The sequence below is a fragment of the Streptomyces sp. CB02261 genome (assembly GCF_001905665.1).
Lineage (GTDB): Bacteria > Actinomycetota > Actinomycetes > Streptomycetales > Streptomycetaceae > Streptomyces.
Genome location: NZ_LIVX01000005.1, coordinates 102,647 through 123,585 on the forward strand (window position 1 = coordinate 102,647; position 20,939 = coordinate 123,585).

Below are 20,939 nucleotides of genomic sequence, written 5' to 3' on the forward strand. Positions count from 1 at the left end.
CGGCACGACGTGACGTCGTGCCGCCCCCCGCCGCGTGCGGGCTCCGTCAGCGGGCCGGCGAGACCGGGACGTCCGCGTCGGCCGCCGGACGGGGCACCTTCTCCCCGGGCTCCCGACGACTGTCGGACCAGGCGGCCCACAGGTCGGCGTACCTGCCGCCCGCCGCGACCAGCTCCTCATGGGTGCCGGTCTCCACGACCCGGCCCTGGTCGAGGACGACCACCCGGTCGGCCGCCGCGGCCTGCGGCAGCCGGTGCGCGACGAGCAGTCCCGTACGGCCTTCGAGGGCGCGTGCGGCCGCCTCCTCCAGGATCCGGGCGCCGGCGCTTCCGGCGTCGGCGGTGGCCTCGTCCAGGATCGCGATGGGCGGGTCCGCGAGCACGAGCCGGGCCAGCGCGAGATGCTGCGCCTGGGTCACCGTCAGCCGGTGGCCGCCCTCGCCCACGACCGTGTCCAGACCCTCGGGCAGCGCCCGTGCCCACTCGAGCGCTCCGACCCGGTCGAGCGCCGCGTGCAGTGCCTCGTCGTCGGCGTCGGGCCGGGCGAGCCGCAGGTCGTCCGCGAGGGTGCCGGCGAAGACGTGCACCTCCTGGCTGATGAGCGCCACCGCGCGGCGGACCCCGGCCGGGCCCAGCTCCCCGGCGTCCACCCCGCCGAGCCGGACCGAGCCCCCGGTCGGGGCGTGGACGCCCGCGACGAGCTTGGCCAGGGTCGTCTTGCCGGCCCCGCTCGCGCCCACCAGGGCCACCCGCTCCCCGCTGCGCACCCGGAGGTCGACCTCGTGGAGCACGGGCGCCCCGGAGCCGTACGCGTGGCTGAGCGCGGACACCTCGACGGAACCGTCCGCCAGGGTGTGGTGCCCGCTGGGCGCCCGCTCCGCCGGGAGGCCGGACACCCCGACGAGCCGGGCGAAGCTCGCCCCCGCCGACTGGGCGTCGTCCAGGAGGAACAGGGTCGCGTTGATCGGGTTGAAGAGGCTGTGGAAGTACAGCGCCGCGGCCGTCGCCGTACCGATGCTGACGGAGCCCGCGTCGACCAGGACGAACCCGGTGCCGAGCATCGCGGCGAGGCCGATGAACTCGGCGAGGTTGAGCCGGGAGAAGAACCCGGTGACGATGTGGATGCCCCGCAGCCCCAGGTCGCGCGCCGCTTCGGAGCGTCGTTCCAGCAGCTCCGCGTGCGTGTGGTTGAGCCGGAACGCCCGTACGGTACGGACCCCGCCGACGCTGTCGAGCAGCTGGTGCTGCAGCGCGCCGGTCGCGATCCGGTGCTCGCCGTACACGGGAGCGGCACGGCGCAGGTACCAGCGCACCGACAGCGCCTGGACCGGCGCCGCGAGCAGCGCCGCGAGGAGGAAGCGCCAGTCGAGGACGGCGAGTCCGACGAAGGTCAGCAGGATGGTCAGGGCGGAGCGGCTGAACTCGGGCAGCGCCTGCCGCACCGACTTCCCGATCATCGACACGTCGCTGGTGACCCGGGACACCAGGTCGCCCGAGCCGGCCGCCTCCACGCGGTCGAGCGGCAGCCGGAGCGCCCGCTCGATGAACTGCTCCCGCAGGGCCGCGAGTACGGTCTCGCCGAGCCGGGCCACGAGGGTGCCGCCGACGGCGGCGGCGGCGCCCCGCGCGATCGCGACGACGACGAGCAGCACCAGCGGCAGCGTCAGGGCGGAGGCGCCCTTCCGGTCCACCACGAGGTCGACGATGTGCCCGAGCAGGGGAGCGGTCAGCAGCCCGATGGCCGTTCCGGCGACCAGGACGGTGATCGCTGCCGCCGCGAGGAGCCGGTGGCCGCGCAGCATGCCGCGGAGCGCCGCGAGGGACTCGGCGCCGGTCGCGGTCGGCAGGAGCACGCGGTCCTCGCGGGTTCCGCTCATGGTCTCTTCCGTCCCTCTCCTACGTCCTTCGGGATCCTGCCCCCGGCCCTCGGACTTCGTCACGTCGGCGGGTGTCATGCCAGCACCGCCGCTCGGTACGTGGCGTCGGCGGCGAGGAGTTCGGTGTGGTGGCCGGAGGCCCGTACGGCGCCGTCCTCCAGGACCACCACCCGGTCGGTGACCGCGAGGAGCGCGGGGCTCGTGGTGACCAGGACCGTGGTGCGGTCCCGCCGGACCTCGCGCAGCCGGGCGGCGATCCGCGACTCGGTCACGGTGTCGACGGCGGTCGTCGGGTCGTGCAGGACGAGCACGGGCCGGTCGGCGGCGAGCGCGCGGGCGAGCGCCACGCGCTGACGCTGCCCGCCGGAGAGGGACCGTCCGCGCTCGGCGAGCAGGGTGTCGCCGCCGTCCGGGAGGAGCCGGGCGACATCGTCGGCGGCCGAGGCCCTGAGGGCACGCTCGACCGCCGCCGTGCCGCCGTCGGCCCCGGCCCTGACGTTGTCGAGCAGCGTGCTCTCGAACAGGTCGGCGTCGTGGTGGGCGACCAGGACCACCCGGCGCAGCGCGTCGGGATCGAGCGAGGTCAGGGGCGCGCCGTCGAGCTCCACCGCTCCTTCGGCGGGGTCCGCCTCACGGGCCAGACAGACGAGGAGGTCGTGGGCGGCGGCCGGGTCCCGGGCGACGACTCCGGTCAGGCTGCCGGCCGGGAGTTCGAGGTCCACGCCCCGGAGCGCGCCGAGCGTCACCCCGCGCAGGGCCAGATGTCCGGCGGTTCGGCCGTCGGGTACGTCGTGGCCCTTCTCGACGGTGACGGGCGAGGCGAGCACCTCGGCGATCCGCCGGGCCGACGCCCGGCCCTGGGCGAGTTCGGCGTTGACGTAGGTGAGCAGCTGGAACGGGCCGAGCAGGAACTGCGCGAGGCCCACGGCGGCCACCAGGTCGCCGACGCTGATGGTGCCGTCCATGGCGAGGTACGCGCCGACGACACCGATCACGGCGATGAAGACGCCGGTCAGCGCGAGGACCGCGCCCTCGTGGCCGGCTCGGCTGCGGGCCGCCCGCAGCGCGGCGGAGAGCGAGTCCTGGCTCGTGGCGCGATAGCGGGTGACGGCGGCCGACTCCGCGCCCATGCCCTTGAGGACCCGCAGTCCCGCGACGAGGTCGGCGGCGACGCCCGAGGCGTGGGCGGCGCGTTCCTGCTCGGTCTCGCTGCGCCGTTCGAGCGGCCGGCTGATGCGGTGTCCGAGCCAGAGGAGCGGCGGGATGCCGAGCAGGACGAGCAGGCCGAGCGGGACGGAGATCCGGAGGAGGGCGACGGCGCTGATCACGAGCGCGGCGACGGCCGAAACGCCGTACGAGATGACGGTGGCCACCGAGCCGACACGGCGGGCGTCGTTGGTGGCGATGCTGGTCAGCGCGCCGGGGAGCCGGTTGGCGTCGGCGCCGCCCCGGGGGTGGAGCACGCGGGCGGCCAGGTCGAGCCGGAGCCGGTGAGCGGCGAGTTCGCCGCCGCCCTCGGTGATCCGGGCGCTGGTGCGGTAGCAGGTCGACAGGACCAGGAAGAGCACCGCGAGGACGAGCAGCAGGCGCAGCAGCGCGTCGGACGACCCGGTCGCCACCGCCGTGTCGATGGTGGCGCCGATGACCACCGGCACCAGGGCCTCGCAGCCCTGGTGGGTCATGCCGAGCAGGGATGCCGCGATCACACGGCGGCGTTGTCCTCTGATCGCTTGGCGGAGGACAAGTCCCCCCGTCGGTCCGCCCGTTGGCATGTGACTCCTTCACGGAGGTGAGCGAATGGTTAGGTAAGCCTACTCTGACCGACGGGCCGGAAGGTGTGCGCGCGGGGACGCCCGGCAGGGGTCCTGTCCGGCACGTTGACCACGGGATACGGTTCGGTTAGCCTCACCTAAGTCGCGATCCGTCGGCCCGTGGGCCAAGGGACTCTCGCCGAACATCTGAGCCGCCGCCAGGGGGAGTTGTCGTTGTCCGTCGAATCCCGGGTGGTGTCGGGACAGCCGACCGAACACCCCGCGGAGAAGGCCCCCGACCCGGCCGCGCCGCCGCGGACGGGCCGCGCCGGAGCGGCGTACCGGGGGTTAGGACTGGCCCTGGGCCTCGCCGCGCTCGTCCTCACGGGACTGCTGAGCGTCTGGGTGGGCACCCGGGGCATCCCCTTCACCGCCACCTGGAACGTCCTGTGGAACCCGGACGGTTCGGAGACCTCGGTGATCATCCACGACTACCGCATCCCCCGGACCCTCCTGGGCCTGCTCGTCGGCATGGCCCTCGGCCTCGCCGGTGCCCTGATGCAGGGCCTGACGCGCAACCCGCTCGCCGACCCCGGCATGCTCGGCGTCAACCTGGGCGCCTCCGCCGGCGTGGTGGTGGCCATCGCCTTCTTCGGCGTCGCGGCCCCGCTCGGCTACGTCTGGTTCGCCCTCGCGGGCGCCGCCGCCGCGTCCGTCGGTGTCTTCCTCCTCGGCTCCTCCGGCCGGAAGATCGCCTCCCCCGAACGGCTCGTCGTCGCGGGCGCCGCCGTCACCGCCGTCCTCTACGCCTTCAACTGGGCGATCCTGCTGCTCGATCCGAGGGCCTTCGACCAGTTCCGCTTCTGGACCGTGGGATCCCTGGCGGGCCGCTACCACGACATCGTCCTGATGGCCCTGCCGTTCATCGGCGTCGGCCTCGTCATCGCCCTCGTCCTCGCCCCCTCGCTCAACGCCCTCGCCATGGGCGACCAGATGGGCCGCGCCCTCGGCGTGAACGTCGGCAGGACCCGCGCCCTGGGCGTCGTCGCCGTGATGCTGCTGTGCGGGGCCGCCACCGCCGCCGCCGGACCGATCGGCTTCGTGGGCCTCGCCGTTCCGCACATCGCCCGCTTCGTCGTCGGCCCCGACCAGCGCTGGGTCTTCGCGTACTCGATGCTCATCGCGCCCGTCCTCCTCATCGGCTCCGACATCGTCGGCCGGGTCCTCGGCGCGCCCGGCGAGGTGCAGGTCGGCATCGTCACCGCGTTCATCGGCGCCCCGCTGTTCATCGCCCTGTGCCGTCGCCGAAAGCTGGTCATGCTGTGATCAAGGCCCCCGACCGGCCCCGCGTCGTCAGCGGCCGGGTCGTACGCACCAGGGCCGGGGGCCTCTCCGTCCTCGTCCAGGGCCGTACCGTCGCCGTCACCGCGGCCCTCCTCGTCGCGCTCGTCGCCGTCATGGGCGTCACCCTGACCACCGGCGACTTCGACCTGTCCGTCGGAGAGGTCCTCGCGGCACTCACCGGCGACGGCGGCGGGGCCGCCGACTTCGTCGTCAACACCCTGCGCATGCCGCGCCTCGTCACCGCGCTGTGCGTCGGCGCGGCCCTCGCCGTGAGCGGCGCCATCCTGCAGAGCATCACGGGCAACCCCCTGGGCAGCCCCGACATCATCGGCTTCACCAACGGCTCCGCCGTCGGCGCCCTGTTCGTCATCGTCGTCGTGCACGGCAACATGGCGCAGATCGCGCTCGGCGCGCTGACCGGCGGCCTCGCCACCGCCCTCGCCGTCCACCTCCTCATGCTCGGCCGGGGCGTCCAGGGCTTCCGGCTCGTCGTCATCGGCATCGGCGTCAGCGCCCTGCTCCTCGCCGTCAACTCGTACCTGATCACCCGCGCCACCTTCCAGGAGGCCCTGGAGGCGCAGGCCTGGCTGATCGGCAGCCTGGGCAATCGGCTCTGGACCCACGCCCACGCCATCGGCCTCGCCGTCGCCGTCCTGCTGCCCCTCGCCTTCTTCCTCTCCCGCCGCCTCGCCATGGTCGAGATGGGCGACACCACCGCCATGGCCCTCGGCGTCGACGTGACGCGCACCCGCACCCTGCTGCTCGTCATCAGCGTCGCCCTCGCCGCCTTCGCCACCGCCGTCACCGGACCCATCTGGTTCGTCGCCCTGGCCGCGCCCCAGGTCGCCCGCGGACTCACCCGGTCCTCCGGGCCCGCGCTGCTGCCGTCCGCCCTCATGGGCGCGGTCATGCTCGCCGTCAGCGACCTCGCCGTACAGCGCCTCTTCGCCCCCGCGCTGCTCCCGGTCGGCACCGCCACCGGCTGCGTCGGCGGGCTCTACCTCATCTGGCTACTGGTCTCCGAGTCGCGAAAGAGCCGCGCATGACAGCAACGAACCATCCCGCCTCCCGCCTGCGCGCCGAGAACCTGACCCTCTCCTACGACCAGCGGACCGTGGCGACCGACCTGGCCGTCGAGATCCCCGACCGCTCCTTCACGGTCATCATCGGACCGAACGCCTGCGGCAAGTCCACCCTGCTCACCGCCCTCGCCCGGATGCTCAAGCCGCGGACCGGACAGGTCTACCTGGACGGCGCGGCCATCGCCTCGTACCGCTCCCGCGAGGTCGCCCGCCGCCTCGGCCTGCTCCCGCAGTCCTCGACCGCCCCCGGTGGCATCACCGTGGGCGACCTGGTGGCCCGCGGCCGGTATCCGCACCAGGGCCTGCTGAAGCAGTGGTCCGCCGACGACGAGGCGGCCGTCGTCGAGGCCATGCGGCAGACCGGCGTGCTCGAACTCGCCGACCGGCCCGTCGACGACCTGTCCGGCGGCCAGCGCCAGCGCGTCTGGCTCTCCATGGTCCTGGCCCAGCAGACCTCGATCCTGCTCCTCGACGAGCCGACCACCTTCCTGGACATCGCGCACCAGGTCGAGGTCCTCGACCTGTGCGCCGACCTCCACGCCCGCCGGGGCCACACGATCGTGGCCGTCCTGCACGACCTCAACCAGGCCTGCCGCTACGCCACGCACCTGATCGTCATGCGCCCCGGCGGAGTGATCGCGGCCGAGGGCGACCCCTCGACCGTCATGACCGCCGAACTGGTCGAGGACGTCTTCGGCCTGCCCTGCCGGATCATCGACGACCCGGAGACGGGAACCCCGCTCATGGTGCCGGCGGCCCCCAGACGATACGAGCCGACCGACGGCGACACGGCCGAGGAGGCCGTCGCGGGCGACCTCCCCGGCACGGTGATGGCCAAGACCTCCTGACCACAGCGACAGCGACCGGGAACGGACGGACATGCTCTGTACGAGGCTGACGAACGCGCGCTTTCTCACCATGGACCCGGACCGCCCGGTCGCCCACGACCTCGGCATCTGGCGGGGACGGATCGTGGGCCTCGACGAGGAGGTGACCTCGCTGCCCGCCCGCGAGGTCGTCGACCTCCAGGGCGCCACCGTGCTCCCCGGCTTCGTCGACAGCCATGTCCACCTGGCCTGGGCGGGACTCAAGGCGAACACCCCGAGCATCGCGCCCTGCCAGCGCGTCGATGACGTCCTCGCCGTGGTCGCCCGCGCCGCCGCCCGCGCGGCTCCCGGCGCCTGGGTCGACATCGCCGGCTACGACCAGCGGGCGCTCGGACGGCACCTCACCGCCGCGGAACTCGACCGGGTCGGCCAGAACCGCAAGATCTTCCTCATGCACGACTCCGGCCACGCCTGCGTCGTCAACAGCGCCGTGCTCGACCTGCTCCCGGCCGAGGTGCCGCACCAGGACGGGTTCCTCGCGGAGAGCGCCATGACCGCCGTACGGCAGCTCCGACTGCCGTACTCCCAGGAGGAACTCGCCGACGCGATCGAGCGCGCCGGGCGCACCTGCCTCGCCGAAGGGATCACCGCCTGCGCCGAAGCGGGCATCGGCGGCGGCCTCCTCGGGCACAGCCCCGTCGAACTCGGCGCCTACCAACTCCTCAGGGACCAGGGCCGGCTGCCCCTCCGGGTCCAGCTCATGGCCGCGGGCGACACCCTGCGCCCCCGCGCGGCCCACCGTGACGACGGCATCCCGCGCGCCCTCGACCTCGGCCTGCGCACCGGCTTCGGCGACGACTGGCTCTCCCTGGGCGCCCTCAAGATCTACACCGACGGCGGCATGATGGCCCGTACGGCGGCGCTCACCGAGCCGTACGAGGGCATGGCGCACACCGGGCAGTTCCAGGACGACCCCGAGCGCATCGCGGACCTCATCGTCGACGGCCACCTCGCCGGCTGGCAGCTCGCCGTGCACGCCATCGGCGACCGCGCCGCCGACCTCGCCCTCGACGCCCTGGAGCGGGCCCAGGAGCGGCGGCCCCGCCCGGCCGCCCGGCACCGTGTCGAGCACGCCGGCCTGATCCGCCCGGACCAGCTGTCGCGCTTCGCCCGGCTCGGCGTCAGCGCCGTCGTCCAGCCCAACTTCCTCCGCCACTTCGGCGACGACTACGCGGACGTCATGGGCGAGCGGCGGGCGCCCTGGATGTACCGGGGACGGGGCTTCCTCGACCACGGCGTCACGCTGGTCGGCAGTTCCGACCGGCCGGTCACGGACGGCTCGCCACTCCGGGCGATCCAGTTCATGGTCGAACGCGCCTCCACCTCCGGCCGCACGATCGGCCCGGACGAGGGCATCACCGTCGACGAGGCCCTGCACGCCTACACCACCGCGGGCGCGTACGCCTGCCACTGGGACGACACCGCCGGCACCCTGGCCCCGGGCAAGCGGGCCGACCTCGTCGTCCTCGGGGACGACCCCCGGCGCGTCGAGACCTCACGCATCGGCGCCATCGACGTCGTGGCGACGTACGTGGACGGCCGCACGGAGAAGGGAACCCCGTGAGCACGGGAGAACGCACCGCGGAGAACGACCTCGAACGGTTCGCGCCCCTGTGGGGCGCACCCGCCTCACCGCCCCGCTGGGTCATCTGGCACCCGGACGCCGACACGATGGTCTTCGACCGGCGGCTCAACCTCCCGGTGCCCATCGACGACGCGTCCCTGGCCGAGGTCCTCCGCCGCATGCGCGAGGCCGGCGCACCGGAGAGCACCGACTACCCGGGAAGGGCGTGCGGCTGAAGGGCGACCGCCCCGACCCGAGGCGGAAGGGCGACCGCCCGGCCCGAGGCCGGGTCGGGGCGCCCTTTCGCCGCTCCTTCAGTCGAGCCCCGCGTCGAGGGCCGCCGGCAGCGCGTCCAGGAGGCGGGCGACCTCGCGCGCGGACACCGTGAGCGCCGGTGCCAGCCGTACGGTCGCGGGACCGGCGACGGTCACGAGCTGGCCGGCCTCCTGCGCCGCCGCCTGCACCCGGGCCGCGACCGGCTCCGTCAGGGCGATGCCGAGCAGCAGCCCCGCCCCCCGCACCTCCGCCACCAGGGGGTGCTCCAGCTCCTCCACCCCGGCTCGCAGCAGCGCGCCCATGCGTGCGACGTGCCCGAGGAGGTCCTCCGACGCGAGGGTGTCGAGGACGGCCGAACCCGCCGCGCAGGCAACCGGGTTGCCGCCGAAGGTGGAGCCGTGCTGCCCGGGGCCGAGCAGCTCGGCCGCGGCGCCGAACGCCACCGTGGCGCCGATCGGCAGGCCGCCGCCCAGTCCCTTGGCCAGGGTCACCAGGTCCGGGTCCACGCCCTCCTCGGCCTGGTGCGCGAACCAGTGCCCGGTGCGTCCGATCCCGGTCTGCACCTCGTCGACGACGAGCAGGCTTCCCGCCGCGCGGGTGATCGCGCGGGCGGCCCGCAGATAGCCCTCGGGCGCGGGGACCACCCCCGCCTCGCCCTGTACGGGTTCCACGAACACCGCCGCGGTGTCTTCCGACACGGCCGCGCGCAGGGCCTCCACGTCCCCGAACGGCACGTGCGTCACCTCTCCCGGCAGCGGCAGGAACGGCTCGCGCTTCGCGGGTTGCCCCGTGAGCGCCAGGGCGCCCATGGTGCGGCCGTGGAAGCCGCCCTCCATCGCGACCATCCGGGGCCGCCCGGTCCGGCGGGCCGCCTTGAAGGCCGCTTCGACCGCCTCCGTACCGGAGTTGCAGAAGAACACCCGCCCCGGCCTGCCGAGGAGCCGGAGGAGCCGCTCGGCGAGGGCGACCGGCGGGCCGGAGACGAAGAGGTTCGAGACATGACCGAGCCGCGCGATCTGGTCGGTGACGGCCGCGACCACGGCCGGATGGGCGTGGCCCAGGGTGTTGACGGCGATCCCACCGGTGAAGTCCGTGTACGCCCGGCCCGTCTCGTCCCAGACCGTGCGGCCCTCGCCGCGGACCAGGGCCAGCGGGGGAGCGCCGTACGTGTCCATCATCACCGCCCGCCAGCGCTCCGTCAGGGGGGAAGCGGGTGTGGGGAGGGCGTTCACGCGCGGACCTCCCCGTCGTCCGGCGCGTCGTCGGGCAGCACCGTGGTGCCGGGGTTCTCCTCGGTGAGGACGCCCCGGAGGACCGCGTGTGGCGTACGCCCGTCGAGGACGTGGACCCGGCCGACCCCCGACCGGACGGCCCGCAGACAGCCCTCCATCTTGGGCAGCATCCCGCCCGCGAGCCCGGGCAGCAGAGCGGCCAGTTCGGCGGCGTGCAGACGGGGGATCACCTCGGTGCTCCGCGGCCAGTCCGCGTAGAGCCCGGGGACGTCCGTGAGCATGACGAGCCGGTCGGCGCCGAGGGCGACGGCGAGGGCCGAGGCCGCGAGATCGGCGTTCACGTTGTAGACCTGCCCGTCGGTGCCGCGCGCGACGGGGGAGACGACCGGGATGCGGCCTCCGGTGACGAGGTTCCGTACCGTCTCCGGGGCCACGGTCACGATGTCGCCGACGAGACCGATGTCCACGGGCCGGCCGTCCACCCAGGCCGGGCGCCGCTGCGCGGTCAGAGTGTGCGCGTCCTCGCCCGACATGCCGACGGCGAAGGGCCCGTGGGCGTTGATGGCGCCGACGAGGTCGCGCTGCACCTGCCCGGTCAGCACCATACGGACCACGTCCATGGCCTCCGGCGTGGTCACCCGCATCCCCGCCTCGAACCGGACCTCCAGGGCGAGACGGTCGAGCATCGCGCTGATCTGGGGACCGCCGCCGTGCACCACGACCGGGTGCAGGCCCGCGTGCCACAGCTCGACGACGTCCTGAGCGAACGACTGCCGGAGCGCGGCGTCCACCAGGGTGCTTCCGCCGCACTTGACGACGACGGTCCGGCCCTGCAACTCCTCGGACCACGGCACGTCCCCGGACGGCCGCACCGCGCCCTCCACCGCTTCGCCCGCCGCCGTCTCCACGGCATCGGCGGCGCGCTGCCCGTCGAGCGTTCTCATCACCGTTCCTCCTCCGCTCATGAGCTGTAGGCGCTGTTCTCGTGCACGTACGCGGCCGTCAGGTCGTTGGTCCAGATCTCCGCCGACGCCTCTCCGGCGCGCAGGTCGATCGTCACCGTGATCCGGCGGCCCGTCAGGTCGACCTTCTCGCGGGCCTCCCCGGCCGCGCCGTCCCGGCAGACCCAGACGCCGTTGACGGCCACGTCCAGGCGGTCGGGGTCGAAGGCGGCGTCGGTGGTGCCGATGGCCGAGAGGACCCGGCCCCAGTTCGGGTCCTCACCGTGCAGGGCGCACTTGAGGAGGTTGTTCCTGGCCACCGAGCGGCCCACGGTCACGGCGTCGTCCTCGGACGCGGCGCCGACGACGGCCACCTCGATCTCCTTCGACGCGCCCTCGGCGTCCGCGATCAGCTGGCGCGCCAGGTCGAGACAGACGGCGTGCACCGCCTCGGTGAACTCCCCGTCCGGCGGGGTCACGCCGGAGGAGCCCGAGGCGAGCAGCAGAACGGTGTCGTTGGTGGACATGCAGCCGTCGGAGTCGACCCGGTCGAACGTGGTGCGCACGGCCGCGCGCAGCGCGGAGTCGAGCAGCGGTCCGCCGGCCACGGCGTCGGTGGTGAGGACCACGAGCATGGTGGCGAGCCCGGGCGCGAGCATCCCGGCGCCCTTCGCCATGCCGCCGACGGTCCACCCGGACCGGGACACGACCGCCGTCTTGTGCACGGAGTCGGTGGTCCTGATCGCGACGGCCGCGTCCCGGCCGCCGTCGGTCGAGAGCCGCCGCGCCGCGAGGGCGATGCCGGACGTGACGCGATCCATGGGCAGCGGTACTCCGATGAGCCCGGTCGAGCAGACGGCCACCTCCTCCGGGGCGAGCCCGACGGCGCGGGCGGTGTGCTCGGCCATCGTCCGCGCGTCGTCGGCCCCGGCCCGGCCCGTGCACGCGTTGGCACCACCGGAGTTGAGGACCACCGCGGAGACCCGGCCGGCGGCCAGGGCGCGCCGCGACCAGTGGACGGGCGCGGCCTGGATCCGGTTGGAGGTGAAGACTCCCGCGGCGGCCGGCGCGGGCCCCCGGTTCACGACGAGTGCGAGGTCGGGATCGCCGGACGACTTGATGCCGGCGGCCACCCCGACGGCGAGGAAACCCCTGGCGGCGGTCACGGTCACGGAGCCACTCCGTTCTTGGGCAGGCCGAGCTCTTCGGGCAGGCCGAGGGCGACGTTCATGCTCTGCACCGCGCCACCTGCGGTGCCCTTCGTCAGGTTGTCGATCGCGCTCACGCAGATGAGGCGGCGGGCGGCCGGATCCACGGCCACCTGCACCTGCACCGTGTTGGATCCGAGCACCGCGGCCGTGGACGGCCACTGACCTCGCGGTAGCAGCTGGACGAACGGTTCGTCGGCGTAGGCGGCCTCGAACACCTCCCGCACCTCGTCCACCTCGCCGGTGGCGGCCACGTGCGGGCGGAGACGGGCCGAGCAGGTGGCGAGGATGCCGCGGGGCATGGGGGCGAGGGTCGGTGTGAAGGAGACCGTCACGGGCTCGCCCGCCGCCAGGGACAGGGTCTGGGTCAGCTCGGGGGTGTGCCGGTGCCCGCCGCCGACGCCGTACGGGCTCATGGAGCCCATCACCTCGGAGCCGAGCAGCCGTGGTGCGGCGGTCCGACCCGCGCCCGAGGAGCCGCCGGCCGCCACGACCACGACGTCGGGCTCCACCAGGCGGGCGGTGTGCGCGGGCCATAGGGCCAGGGTGACCGCGGTCGGGTAGCAGCCCGGCACGGCGATCCGGGTGGTGCCCTTCAGCTCGTCCCGGGCGCCGGGCAGCTCGGGCAGTCCGTAGGGCCAGGTGCCGGCGTGGTCGGTGCCGTAGAAGCGCCGCCACTCGGCCGGGTCCCGCAGCCGGAAGTCCGCCCCGCAGTCCACGACCAGCGTGGCGCCGCCCAGCTGCCGGGCCAGCGCCCCCGACTGTCCGTGCGGCAGGGCGAGGAACACCACGTCGTGCCCGGCGAGCGTCGCCGCCGACGTCTCCGTCAGCACACGGTCGGCGAGTGAGGTCAGGTGGGGCTGTACGCGGCCGAGCCCGGTCCCCGCGCTGCTGTGCGCGGTGAGCGCACCGATGTCGACACCGGGGTGGGAGTGGAGCAGGCGCAGGATCTCCCCGCCGGCGTACCGACTGGCTCCGGCCACCGCGACCCGTAAGGTCATGTTCTTCCGTCTCTCCTGATGAATGGGGACGCGGCGCACGAGCGGGGGAGCACCCGGTGGGGGTCCCAACTCGGCGCACAGGAACTTAACTTAGCCTAACCTAAGTTCCCATGGGGTGGAACGGCCGCACCGGCGCCCGCCCTTGGGGGCGGACACCTGCAACTGCGCATCAGGACAACGGAGTTGAACGCCGACGTTCAGTCGGCGGAGCCCCAGGCCGTCGTCAGGCCGTCGAGCCACGCGGGTGGCAGTTCGGCCGCGTCCCACTCCTCGTGCAGGGCCGACGGGGTCACCGCGAGACGTTCCAGCACGGCGACGCTCGTGGCCGAGTGCACCAGGGAGTAGCGGCCGTGGATCGCGATCGGGCTGCCCGGCCCGTACTCCGCGTACAGCCGCTCCAGGTGCCCGCGGTGCGCCGAGGCGAACTGCGTGAGCCGCCCCGGATACCCGGCCCGCTGCCGGGGGCTCATCGTGCGCAGGACCGCGCCGAGCACCTGCTCGGTCACCTCGGGATCGAGGTCCGAGACCTCGGCGAACGACAGGTAGAGCGGCGTGACCGCGACCTTGGCCCGCTCCATCTCGGCCCGCCCCACGGGGGAACGCTCGTCGGGCGAGGAGGCCGTGGGACCGGAGGTGACGGCCCGCACCAGCGCCCGCTCGGCGACCGCCCCCAGCTCCTCGGTCACCGCCCGGGCACCGTCGGACCAGCCCGACGCGTACAGTGCGCCCTTCTCCTCCGGCGCGCTCCTCACGTTGTCGTCGAGCTCCTCGTACGCGAGCGCGAGCGCACCCGCCTCGACCAGTCCGATCAGCTCCTCGGCGTCGCCCGTGTAGACCCCCGCACGGGCGAGAAGCTGGAGCAGCGTGCTCTTGGCGTTGAGCACACTGGCCGCGTCGAGCTGCTGACGTCCCTCGTCGGCGGTGTTCATGGGGAGTCCTCCTCGTCGTACGGACGGCCCGGTGCGGGCGCGCGGAACGCTCCGTCGGAGCCTACGCAACGCCCGTACCCCGAGGGCCCGCCTCCCCCCTCGTGTTCCTGATCGGGGTCGAGTACCGCCCGTGCGCACCGCTGCCGTCAGCCCCGGTACACGCGCAGCTCCGCCACCTCGTACGACATCTCCGACGTCCCGGCGTCAGGCGCCGGATGGTAGCGGCCCGCGCACACCGACAGGTTCACGATGAGGTGCGCCCGCCAGGAGCGCCCCACCCCGCGCCGGTCGTCGAAGACCCGCGCGCCGTTGATCCACCACACCACGTTGCGCGCGCCGAGCTCGACCCGGAAGTCCACCCATGCCCCCGGCCGGATCGCGGGGTCCCGGAAGTAGAGGTGGCGCCCGCGGACCCGGTTCGACAGCTCCAGCAGGTCCGGGTTGTCGGGGTGGTACTCGAAGACGTCGATCTCCTGCCCGCCGTCGAGCCAGGTCCAGATCGCCGGCCAGGCGCCGGTCTCCTCCGGCAGCCGCACCCGCGCCTCCAGGACGTCACCCGCCCGCACCAGGAAGCCCTCGGAGCTTCCCTCGGTGGTGAGCAGCCCCGCGTCCCAGTTGCCGTCGGACCGCCGGGTCGCCCGGAAGACGCCCGTCCTGCTGTACGAGGGGTCCTCCACGAGGTGGTCGAGCTTGTTGTCACCCGGGTTGGTCGGCCCGCCGCCGGGATAGGCCCAGGACCGGCCGGCGCCCCACTGCTCGGTGGAGGAGAAGTCCGCGTCGAGCACGAGGGTTCCCGGCGTCCGGGCGGGCCCGCCCGGATCGCTCCTGCGGCGCCTCAGCAGCCGGTCGAAGAGGTTGGACAGCACGGCACGCTCCTTTCGCGGGGGTATGGCCCGGCATGGGAGGGATGCTGCCCACCGCGGATCCCCCGTACGCGACCGGCCACCCGTTGGCGACAAGTCGTCACGGAGGTGTCGGCAGTCGGTCCGGGCCGGGGCGTCGCCGGACCCGGACCGACACGCGCGGTGGTTATCCGCCGTACGTCTCGAACTCGGCGATCCGGGGGGTGCCGGTCGCGCTGACGATCTCGAAGGTGATCTTGGTGAGGGAGGTCCGGGGGACGGTGATGACGCCCGCTCCGGTGCCCGACGTCAGCACGGCTCCGGTGTCGCCGTTGAGGACCCGCCAGGACCCGATGGCGCCCGTCGCGCCCGCCGCCTCACGGATGGCGAGGGAGGAGACGGTCGTGGCGGAGCCCCACTTGATGGACACGGAGCCGGTGGAGCCGGCCGGCGACCAGTACGTGCCGAGGTTGCCGTCCCGTACGTTGCCGTAGCTGGTGCCGTCCGCCTTGCTCGAACCGTCGGAGCCGGCCCCGATGCTGAGGTTGGTCCCGCTCGGCTGGGTCGGCCCGGGGGTGGGCGTGGTGGGAACCGGGGTGGTGGCGGTCGGCGTGGGCGCGGGGGTGGTGGTCGTCGGGGTCGGTGTGGGGCTCGGCGTCTGCGGCGAGCAGCTGCCGTTCGACACCTGAAGTCCCTTGTTCGCACCGGCCGTCCGGCTCACGACGTCCGGCACGCAGCCGGCCGCGTCCAGGGCGAAGGGGTACGGGATGGCGACCGTGGTGTTGGACTGCGGGTTCGGCCCGGCGGGGTTGTTGTCGGTGCCGCGGGCGGACCAGGTCACGTTGTCGAAGACGTTGCCGGCGACCTGCCAGTATCCGGCGGCGTCCGTGTAGAACGTGCCCAGGACGTCCTTGGAGTCCTCGAAGTAGTTGTTGTCCACCTTGGCGCGGGCGCCCGCACGGGAGTTGATGCCGGACTCGTTGATCCGCAGGTAGTGGTTGTTGTACATGTGGCCGATGCCGCCGCGGAGCAGGGGCGCCCGCGAGTCGATGTTCTCGTAGAGGTTGTGGTGGTACGTGACGAAACCGTTCGAGAGCTCCGTCTCGCTGGAACCGACGAGGCCGCCGCGACCGGAGTTGCGCAGGATGCTGTACGAGAGGGTGACGTACTGGGTGTTGTCCTTCATGTCGAAGAGGCCGTCGAAGCCCTCCGACTCGCCGCCCGACGCCTCCAGGGTGACGTGATCGACCCAGACGTTGCGGACGCCGCTCTCCATGCCGATGGCGTCACCGCCGTTGGAGATGGGCGAGCCCGACTTCTTGACGTTCCTCACGGTCACGTTCTGGATGATGATGTTGCTGGACTCGCGTATGTGGATGCCGAGTTGGTCGAAGACGGCGCCCGCTCCGACTCCGACGATGGTGACGTTGCTGATCTGCTTCAGCTCGATGACACCGGCCGCCGTGTTGCAGCTGGTGCCCGACACCTTGGCGGTGTTGGCGTGGTTGACGGTGCCCTCGACCTCGATGGTGATCGGGGTGCTGCTGCTGGCCCGGCCGCACAGGGCCGCGTGGATCTGGGTGCCCGTGGTGGCCCGTACCGTCTGCCCGCCCGCGCCGCCGGTGGTTCCGCCGTTCTGCGTGGCGTACCCGGTGGCGCCGCCGGTCGCCGCCGATGCCTGAGGCATCGACAGCACCACACCGGTGGCGGCCGCCAGGGCCATCGCGGCCGCCGCCGCGTGCAGTCGGAATGTGACTCGTCGTCTCATGCTCGCCGTCCTACTCGTCTGTGAACGTCAGGGGGTGAAAAGCCGTTCGGTGCAGAGGGATCCGGTCGCGGGCAGCCTTGGGGGAGGCGTCCACGACCGCATGGAAAGCGCTTTCTTCACGGGACGATAGGGCGCCCCCTGAGGCGTGGCAAGGCTTCGCGCAGACGCTGCCCCCGGCGTCCCGTCCCGTACGGGACAGCTGTCCGGATACGCGTCCGAGGGCCGGGTGCCGTGCGGCACCCGGCCCTCGGACGTGCGGGGTTCTGCGGTGTCAGGGGTAGAGGCAGAGCGGGACCGCCACCCGGCCCGCGTTGCTCACGGTGCCCGTGGTGACGTCGACCGCGAGCACGTACATGGTCCGGCTTGAGCTCTGCCGGCAGTTCTGCGGGGTCACCAGCCTGGAGCCGTAGGAGCTGCCGTAGTTGCCCATCTGCGAGTGGTAGCCCCTTCCGGGTTCGTATCCCTGGAAGGTGAGGTGCGCGGGGCTGACGGCCAACCGGCTGCCGTACTGCGTCCACGAGGCGTGGGTGCCGTTCGCGGGCAGTTGGCCGGGGTTCGCGTACCCCGTGGCCGCGTGCGCGTTGGCGAGGCGGTTGTCGGCACGACTTCGCGGGTCGACGCAGACGTGGTCCGAGGGGCGGGTCTCCCGCCAGACGAACCCCTGCTTGCAGGTGTCCGGACCGTACGCCCCGCCTCCCGGCTGCACGTTCGAGGGGCCGAGCCGGTTCTCCTCCCACGTCTTGGTGCGCCATTGCGGACTTACGCAGACGCGGTCGCCGCTCACCGCCTCACGCCATACGAGGCCGGAGGCGCACGTGTAGGGGCCGTACTGCGCCTGAGCGGGAGAGGCCGCGGTGAGGGTCGCTGCCGCCACGGTGAGCGCCAGTCCCCCCGAGAGGAGCAGGCCGCGGCGAGGCGTGCGGCGACTGAAGGATTTTCCGTCCATGAGGAACCTCCGGACGTGGATGTGGGTTTCGCGGCGAGAGGAGGATCGAGCCCCCTTCGATCGCCGCCACGGGCTGTCGCGTGACGCCTTCCGGCGAGCGACGCCTCCCTCAGTAAAGCCCCGGGTGGCCTCCTCGGCATCTCGGAGAGATCGGCCTTTCGGTCGAGGGAGCGAAACCCGAGGCACCGCAAGGGCGTCGCGCTCCGGCGGACACCTTGGGAGGGGACGTCGTACGGAGAGCCGCCCAGGCCTCACGGTGCCCCCACGGACACCGCCGTCGACCCCGCTCTTGCCACCCGGGCCTTGATCACGTACCGTCGCTCGACGTGAACACCGGACCGGCGACTCGACGCCACACACAGACGGGCCATCCGGTGGACGACTGACCGCTCAGTGGGTGCCCGGCAGGCACCCCCTCGGTTCGGCACGTGGACCTCCTCGATGCGCAAGCACGACAAGTCCGTTTCCGTGTCGAATCAACAGCGAGGTCATCCACATGGCAGTCACGTTCAACCACACCATCATCGCCGCCAAGGACCGCCACGAATCGGCGACGTTCTTCCGGGAGTTGCTGGAACTCCCCGAAGCGCCGTCCTGGGGTCCCTTCCTCAACGTCCAGCTCGCCGACGGCGTCCTCATCCAGTTCGCCGAGCCCCCGTTCGAGATCCAGATGCAGCACTACGCCTTCCTCGTCGACGACGAACTGTTCGACCGCGCGTACCAGCGGCTGTGCGACCAGGGGATCGAGCACTGGGCCGATCCGCAGATGCGGCGCCCCGGCGAGACCAACACCGAACACGGCGGCAGGGGCGTCTACTTCAAGGACCCCGCAGGTCACGCCTTCGAGCTGATCACACGGCCGTACCTGTAGGCGCCGCACGCGAAGGCGGCCGGCCGGGCACCCCGTGACGAGGCGCCCGGCCGGGCCGCCGGCCCGGCGGGACACTCAGCCGGTGAACTCCCCGTCACGGGCCACGACGACACCGCCGTGCACGACCATGTCCCGGCGGGGCATGTCCACGACGACCTGCGGCAGGCACTCGCCCCGGACCAGGACGAAGTCGGCCGGTGCGCCCGCCGTGAAGTCGGCGTGCGCGAGACCCATGACGTCCGCGCCCCCGTGCGCCGCGACGCCGTAGCAGTCCGTCAGCTCCTCGTCGAGACGCACGTCCGTCACCCAGCCGAGGATGTGCGCGCGGTGCATCATGTCGGCGTTGCCGAACGGGCTCCAGGAGTCGCGGACCCCGTCGGAACCGAGCCCGACCCGTACCCCGTGCTCCCGCAGCCGGGCGATCGGCAGCACCAGGGAGTCGGACGGCGCGACCGTCGTGAGTGCGATGTCCTGGTCGCCCAGGTCCGCCGCGACGGAGCCCAGTTCGCGATCCGTCAGGCCCGGCAGACAGAACACATGGCTGACGGTGACCTTTCCGGCGAGGGAGAGGGCGCGTGTGCGGTCGACGATGCCGCGCATGGCCGCCATGCCCTTCTCGCCGCGGTCGTGCAGATGGATGTCCACGCCGACGCCGTGGCGGTCCGCGATGCCGAAGACCGCGTCGAGCTGCTCGTCGAGAGCCCCGTCGAACCCGGCCGGGTCGATGCCGCCGATCATGTCGATCAGCCCCTCACGCGCTGCCTTCTCCAGCAGCGCCGTGGTGCCCGGCGTGCGGATGACGCCGTGCTGGGGGAAGGCGACGATCTGGACGTCGAGTGCGTGGCGCAGACGCTCACGGGCCTCCGCGACTCCCTCCACGCCGGCCAGACCGTAGGCCGGGGCCACGTCGGCGTGGGCACGCATCGCCCGGGTGCCCCGGGAGACGGCGTGGGACATCAGCCCGTACGCCCGCTCCGCTACGGGGCGCCGCTGACTGCGGAAGAGCTCCACGTCCTGGGCGACGTAGTCGGCGATGCCGCTCGCCGGCCGGCGCGACACCCAGGAACCGCCCCAGGTCGTCTTGTCGGGGTGGATGTGGGCGTCCACGAGCGACGGCAGCGCGATCCGGCCGCCCCCGTCGACGACCCGGGCGCCGCGCGGCGCCGGGCCGCCCGAGACGCGCCCGTCGACGACCACGAGGTCCGTGGCCCGCGCCGCGCCGAACAGGCGCACGTCACGGAAGACCACGGCCCGCCCCGGCCGTCCGGACAGGGCGGAAGCGGCCGGTTCGGCGGAGGAGGCGGCGGAGGCGCCGGAACCAGGACCGGCCGCGGCCGCCGCCTGCGCGGGCGCGGCCATGGCGGCGGTCGTGGCCGTCGTACCGGCGAGAGCGGCGGCACCGGCGAGGACGCTGCGGCGACTGAGCGTGCTGGACGGCGGAGTGGTGGCGTCGACGCGCATGGATGCTCCTTGGGGGAGTGGGGCCGAGGGCTTCCCGTTTTGTATACCAAGCCCAGGCCGGGCGACAAGGTCCGGCATCGCTTCATGGCGGAATGCTGCATATGTTCCGTAAGGGCGTCAAGGGATGGGCGTGAGAGGCGCTGCTGGTATACGAAGACGAGGGAGAGGTCAGCCGTCGCCGAACATGGACCGCAGGGCGACCGCCCGGCTGTCCCGTACGTGCAACAGCGTGCAGGCCGCCGCCGCCTCCGCGTCCCCCGCCTCGATGTGCCGGTACATCTCGGCGTGCTGGGCACGCATGTGGTCGGGCTCCTCGCGCAGCCCGAACACCAGCCGCAGCTGCCAGCTCAGCTGCTCCAGGGTGCGGGCGAGCAGGGGGTTGCCCGACATGGCGACGACGCACTCGTGGAACGCCGTGTGGGCGGCCACCTCGCGCGACCCCTCGTCCGCCGCGGCGGCCGACTCGGCCTGCCGGAGCGCGGCCCGAAGTGCGCCGAGGCCCTGGGAGTCGCCCGCCGCCCGCGCCCGCGCCGCGAGCCGGGAGGCCTGCACCGCCAGCGGTTCCCACACCTCGTAGAGGTGCTCCACGTCGGCGCGTTCCAGCCGGCGGACGCGGACGCCGCTGTGCGGGAGCAGTTCGAGGAGACCCTCGGTGACCAGCGCCCGCAGCGCCTCGCGCACCGGGACGCGGGACATGCCGAGCTCCTCGGCGACCTCCCGCTCCACGAGCCGCGCCCCCTGCGCGTACCGGCGGTCGACGATCCGTTGCAGGACGGCCTCACGCGCGCGCGTACTGAGCGGGACGGCGGAGGCGGCGGGAGGGGTGGGCGCGGGTGTCGCCCCCGTGGCCGGCTTTCCCCCGCCGGCCTTGCGGGAGTCGGCCGGCTTCCCCCCGCCGGCCTTGCGGGAGTCGTCCCCGGTCGTCGAGCCGGTCCCGTGTCTGTCCGCCACCTGTGCCGT

General features: G+C 73.4%; 18 protein-coding genes. 6 read left to right on the plus strand and 12 right to left on the minus strand.

What is annotated here, in order from left to right:
• Nucleotides 1-46: 46 nt before the first annotated feature.
• Both AMK29_RS17865 and AMK29_RS17870 read right to left on the minus strand, forming a co-directional pair.
• Nucleotides 47-1,876 (minus strand): ABC transporter ATP-binding protein, encoded by a 1,830-nt coding sequence (locus AMK29_RS17865; protein ID WP_073814014.1) that lies wholly within the window; start codon nt 1,874-1,876, stop codon nt 47-49.
• 74 nt (nt 1,877-1,950) lie between these two features.
• Nucleotides 1,951-3,648 carry an ABC transporter ATP-binding protein gene (locus AMK29_RS17870; protein ID WP_073814016.1) on the minus strand — a complete coding sequence of 566 codons (1,698 nt, stop codon included), beginning with the start codon at nt 3,646-3,648 and terminating at the stop codon, nt 1,951-1,953.
• 234 nt (nt 3,649-3,882) lie between these two features.
• Between AMK29_RS17870 and AMK29_RS17875 the strand changes: the two genes are divergently transcribed.
• Genes AMK29_RS17875 through AMK29_RS17895 form a run of 5 tightly spaced genes read left to right on the plus strand, consistent with a single transcriptional unit; the run spans nt 3,883 to nt 8,740 of the window.
• Nucleotides 3,883-4,953 carry a FecCD family ABC transporter permease gene (locus AMK29_RS17875; RefSeq protein ID WP_073814746.1) on the plus strand — a complete coding sequence of 357 codons (1,071 nt, stop codon included), beginning with the start codon at nt 3,883-3,885 and terminating at the stop codon, nt 4,951-4,953.
• Nucleotides 4,953-6,017, plus strand: coding sequence for a FecCD family ABC transporter permease (locus tag AMK29_RS17880; RefSeq protein WP_198942284.1), 1,065 nt, complete (start codon nt 4,953-4,955; stop codon nt 6,015-6,017). Before AMK29_RS17875 ends, AMK29_RS17880 begins: the two co-directional genes overlap by 1 nt.
• Nucleotides 6,014-6,901 (plus strand): ABC transporter ATP-binding protein, encoded by an 888-nt coding sequence (locus AMK29_RS17885; protein WP_073814018.1) that lies wholly within the window; start codon nt 6,014-6,016, stop codon nt 6,899-6,901. Before AMK29_RS17880 ends, AMK29_RS17885 begins: the two co-directional genes overlap by 4 nt.
• 31 nt (nt 6,902-6,932) lie before the next feature.
• Nucleotides 6,933-8,504: an amidohydrolase gene (locus AMK29_RS17890; RefSeq protein WP_073814019.1), complete on the plus strand. Its 1,572-nt coding sequence runs from the start codon at nt 6,933-6,935 to the stop codon at nt 8,502-8,504.
• The gene (locus tag AMK29_RS17895; protein ID WP_073814021.1) at nt 8,501-8,740 is read left to right on the plus strand and encodes a hypothetical protein; all 240 of its coding nucleotides are present in this window, start codon (nt 8,501-8,503) and stop codon (nt 8,738-8,740) included. Before AMK29_RS17890 ends, AMK29_RS17895 begins: the two co-directional genes overlap by 4 nt.
• 78 nt (nt 8,741-8,818) lie before the next feature.
• Here the strand turns inward: AMK29_RS17895 and AMK29_RS17900 are convergent, their stop codons facing one another.
• The 8 genes from AMK29_RS17900 to AMK29_RS17935 form a co-directional block, all read right to left on the minus strand.
• A complete protein-coding gene (locus tag AMK29_RS17900; RefSeq protein WP_073814022.1) occupies nt 8,819-10,012 on the minus strand; it encodes an acetylornithine transaminase in 1,194 nt (397 codons plus the stop codon).
• The gene (gene argB / locus AMK29_RS17905) at nt 10,009-10,956 is read right to left on the minus strand and encodes an acetylglutamate kinase (RefSeq protein WP_073814023.1); all 948 of its coding nucleotides are present in this window, start codon (nt 10,954-10,956) and stop codon (nt 10,009-10,011) included. Before argB ends, AMK29_RS17900 begins: the two co-directional genes overlap by 4 nt.
• A gap of 17 nt (nt 10,957-10,973) precedes the next feature.
• Nucleotides 10,974-12,125, minus strand: coding sequence for a bifunctional glutamate N-acetyltransferase/amino-acid acetyltransferase ArgJ (argJ, locus tag AMK29_RS17910; RefSeq protein ID WP_073814025.1), 1,152 nt, complete (start codon nt 12,123-12,125; stop codon nt 10,974-10,976).
• Nucleotides 12,122-13,162, minus strand: coding sequence for an N-acetyl-gamma-glutamyl-phosphate reductase (argC, locus tag AMK29_RS17915; protein ID WP_073814026.1), 1,041 nt, complete (start codon nt 13,160-13,162; stop codon nt 12,122-12,124). The genes argJ and argC overlap by 4 nt, the downstream gene beginning before the upstream one ends.
• Before the next feature lie 197 nt (nt 13,163-13,359).
• Nucleotides 13,360-14,091 carry a hypothetical protein gene (locus tag AMK29_RS17920; protein WP_073814027.1) on the minus strand — a complete coding sequence of 244 codons (732 nt, stop codon included), beginning with the start codon at nt 14,089-14,091 and terminating at the stop codon, nt 13,360-13,362.
• 146 nt (nt 14,092-14,237) lie between these two features.
• Nucleotides 14,238-14,933 (minus strand): beta-glucanase, encoded by a 696-nt coding sequence (locus AMK29_RS17925; protein WP_073814748.1) that lies wholly within the window; start codon nt 14,931-14,933, stop codon nt 14,238-14,240.
• 187 nt (nt 14,934-15,120) lie between these two features.
• The gene (locus tag AMK29_RS17930; RefSeq protein WP_073814028.1) at nt 15,121-16,701 is read right to left on the minus strand and encodes a pectate lyase family protein; all 1,581 of its coding nucleotides are present in this window, start codon (nt 16,699-16,701) and stop codon (nt 15,121-15,123) included.
• A 271-nt stretch (nt 16,702-16,972) separates the two neighbouring features.
• Nucleotides 16,973-17,647 (minus strand): hypothetical protein, encoded by a 675-nt coding sequence (locus AMK29_RS17935; RefSeq protein ID WP_073814030.1) that lies wholly within the window; start codon nt 17,645-17,647, stop codon nt 16,973-16,975.
• 496 nt (nt 17,648-18,143) lie between these two features.
• Between AMK29_RS17935 and AMK29_RS17940 the strand changes: the two genes are divergently transcribed.
• Nucleotides 18,144-18,518, plus strand: coding sequence for a VOC family protein (locus AMK29_RS17940; protein ID WP_073814031.1), 375 nt, complete (start codon nt 18,144-18,146; stop codon nt 18,516-18,518).
• A 75-nt stretch (nt 18,519-18,593) separates the two neighbouring features.
• On the opposite strand, the gene AMK29_RS17945 is transcribed toward AMK29_RS17940, so the two are convergent.
• Both AMK29_RS17945 and AMK29_RS17950 read right to left on the minus strand, forming a co-directional pair.
• The gene (locus AMK29_RS17945; RefSeq protein ID WP_073814033.1) at nt 18,594-19,979 is read right to left on the minus strand and encodes an amidohydrolase; all 1,386 of its coding nucleotides are present in this window, start codon (nt 19,977-19,979) and stop codon (nt 18,594-18,596) included.
• Nucleotides 19,980-20,147: 168 nt separating this feature from the next.
• Complete coding sequence (locus AMK29_RS17950) at nt 20,148-20,930, minus strand: GntR family transcriptional regulator (protein WP_274535641.1); 783 nt, start codon at nt 20,928-20,930, stop codon at nt 20,148-20,150.
• Nucleotides 20,931-20,939: the final 9 nt, after the last annotated feature.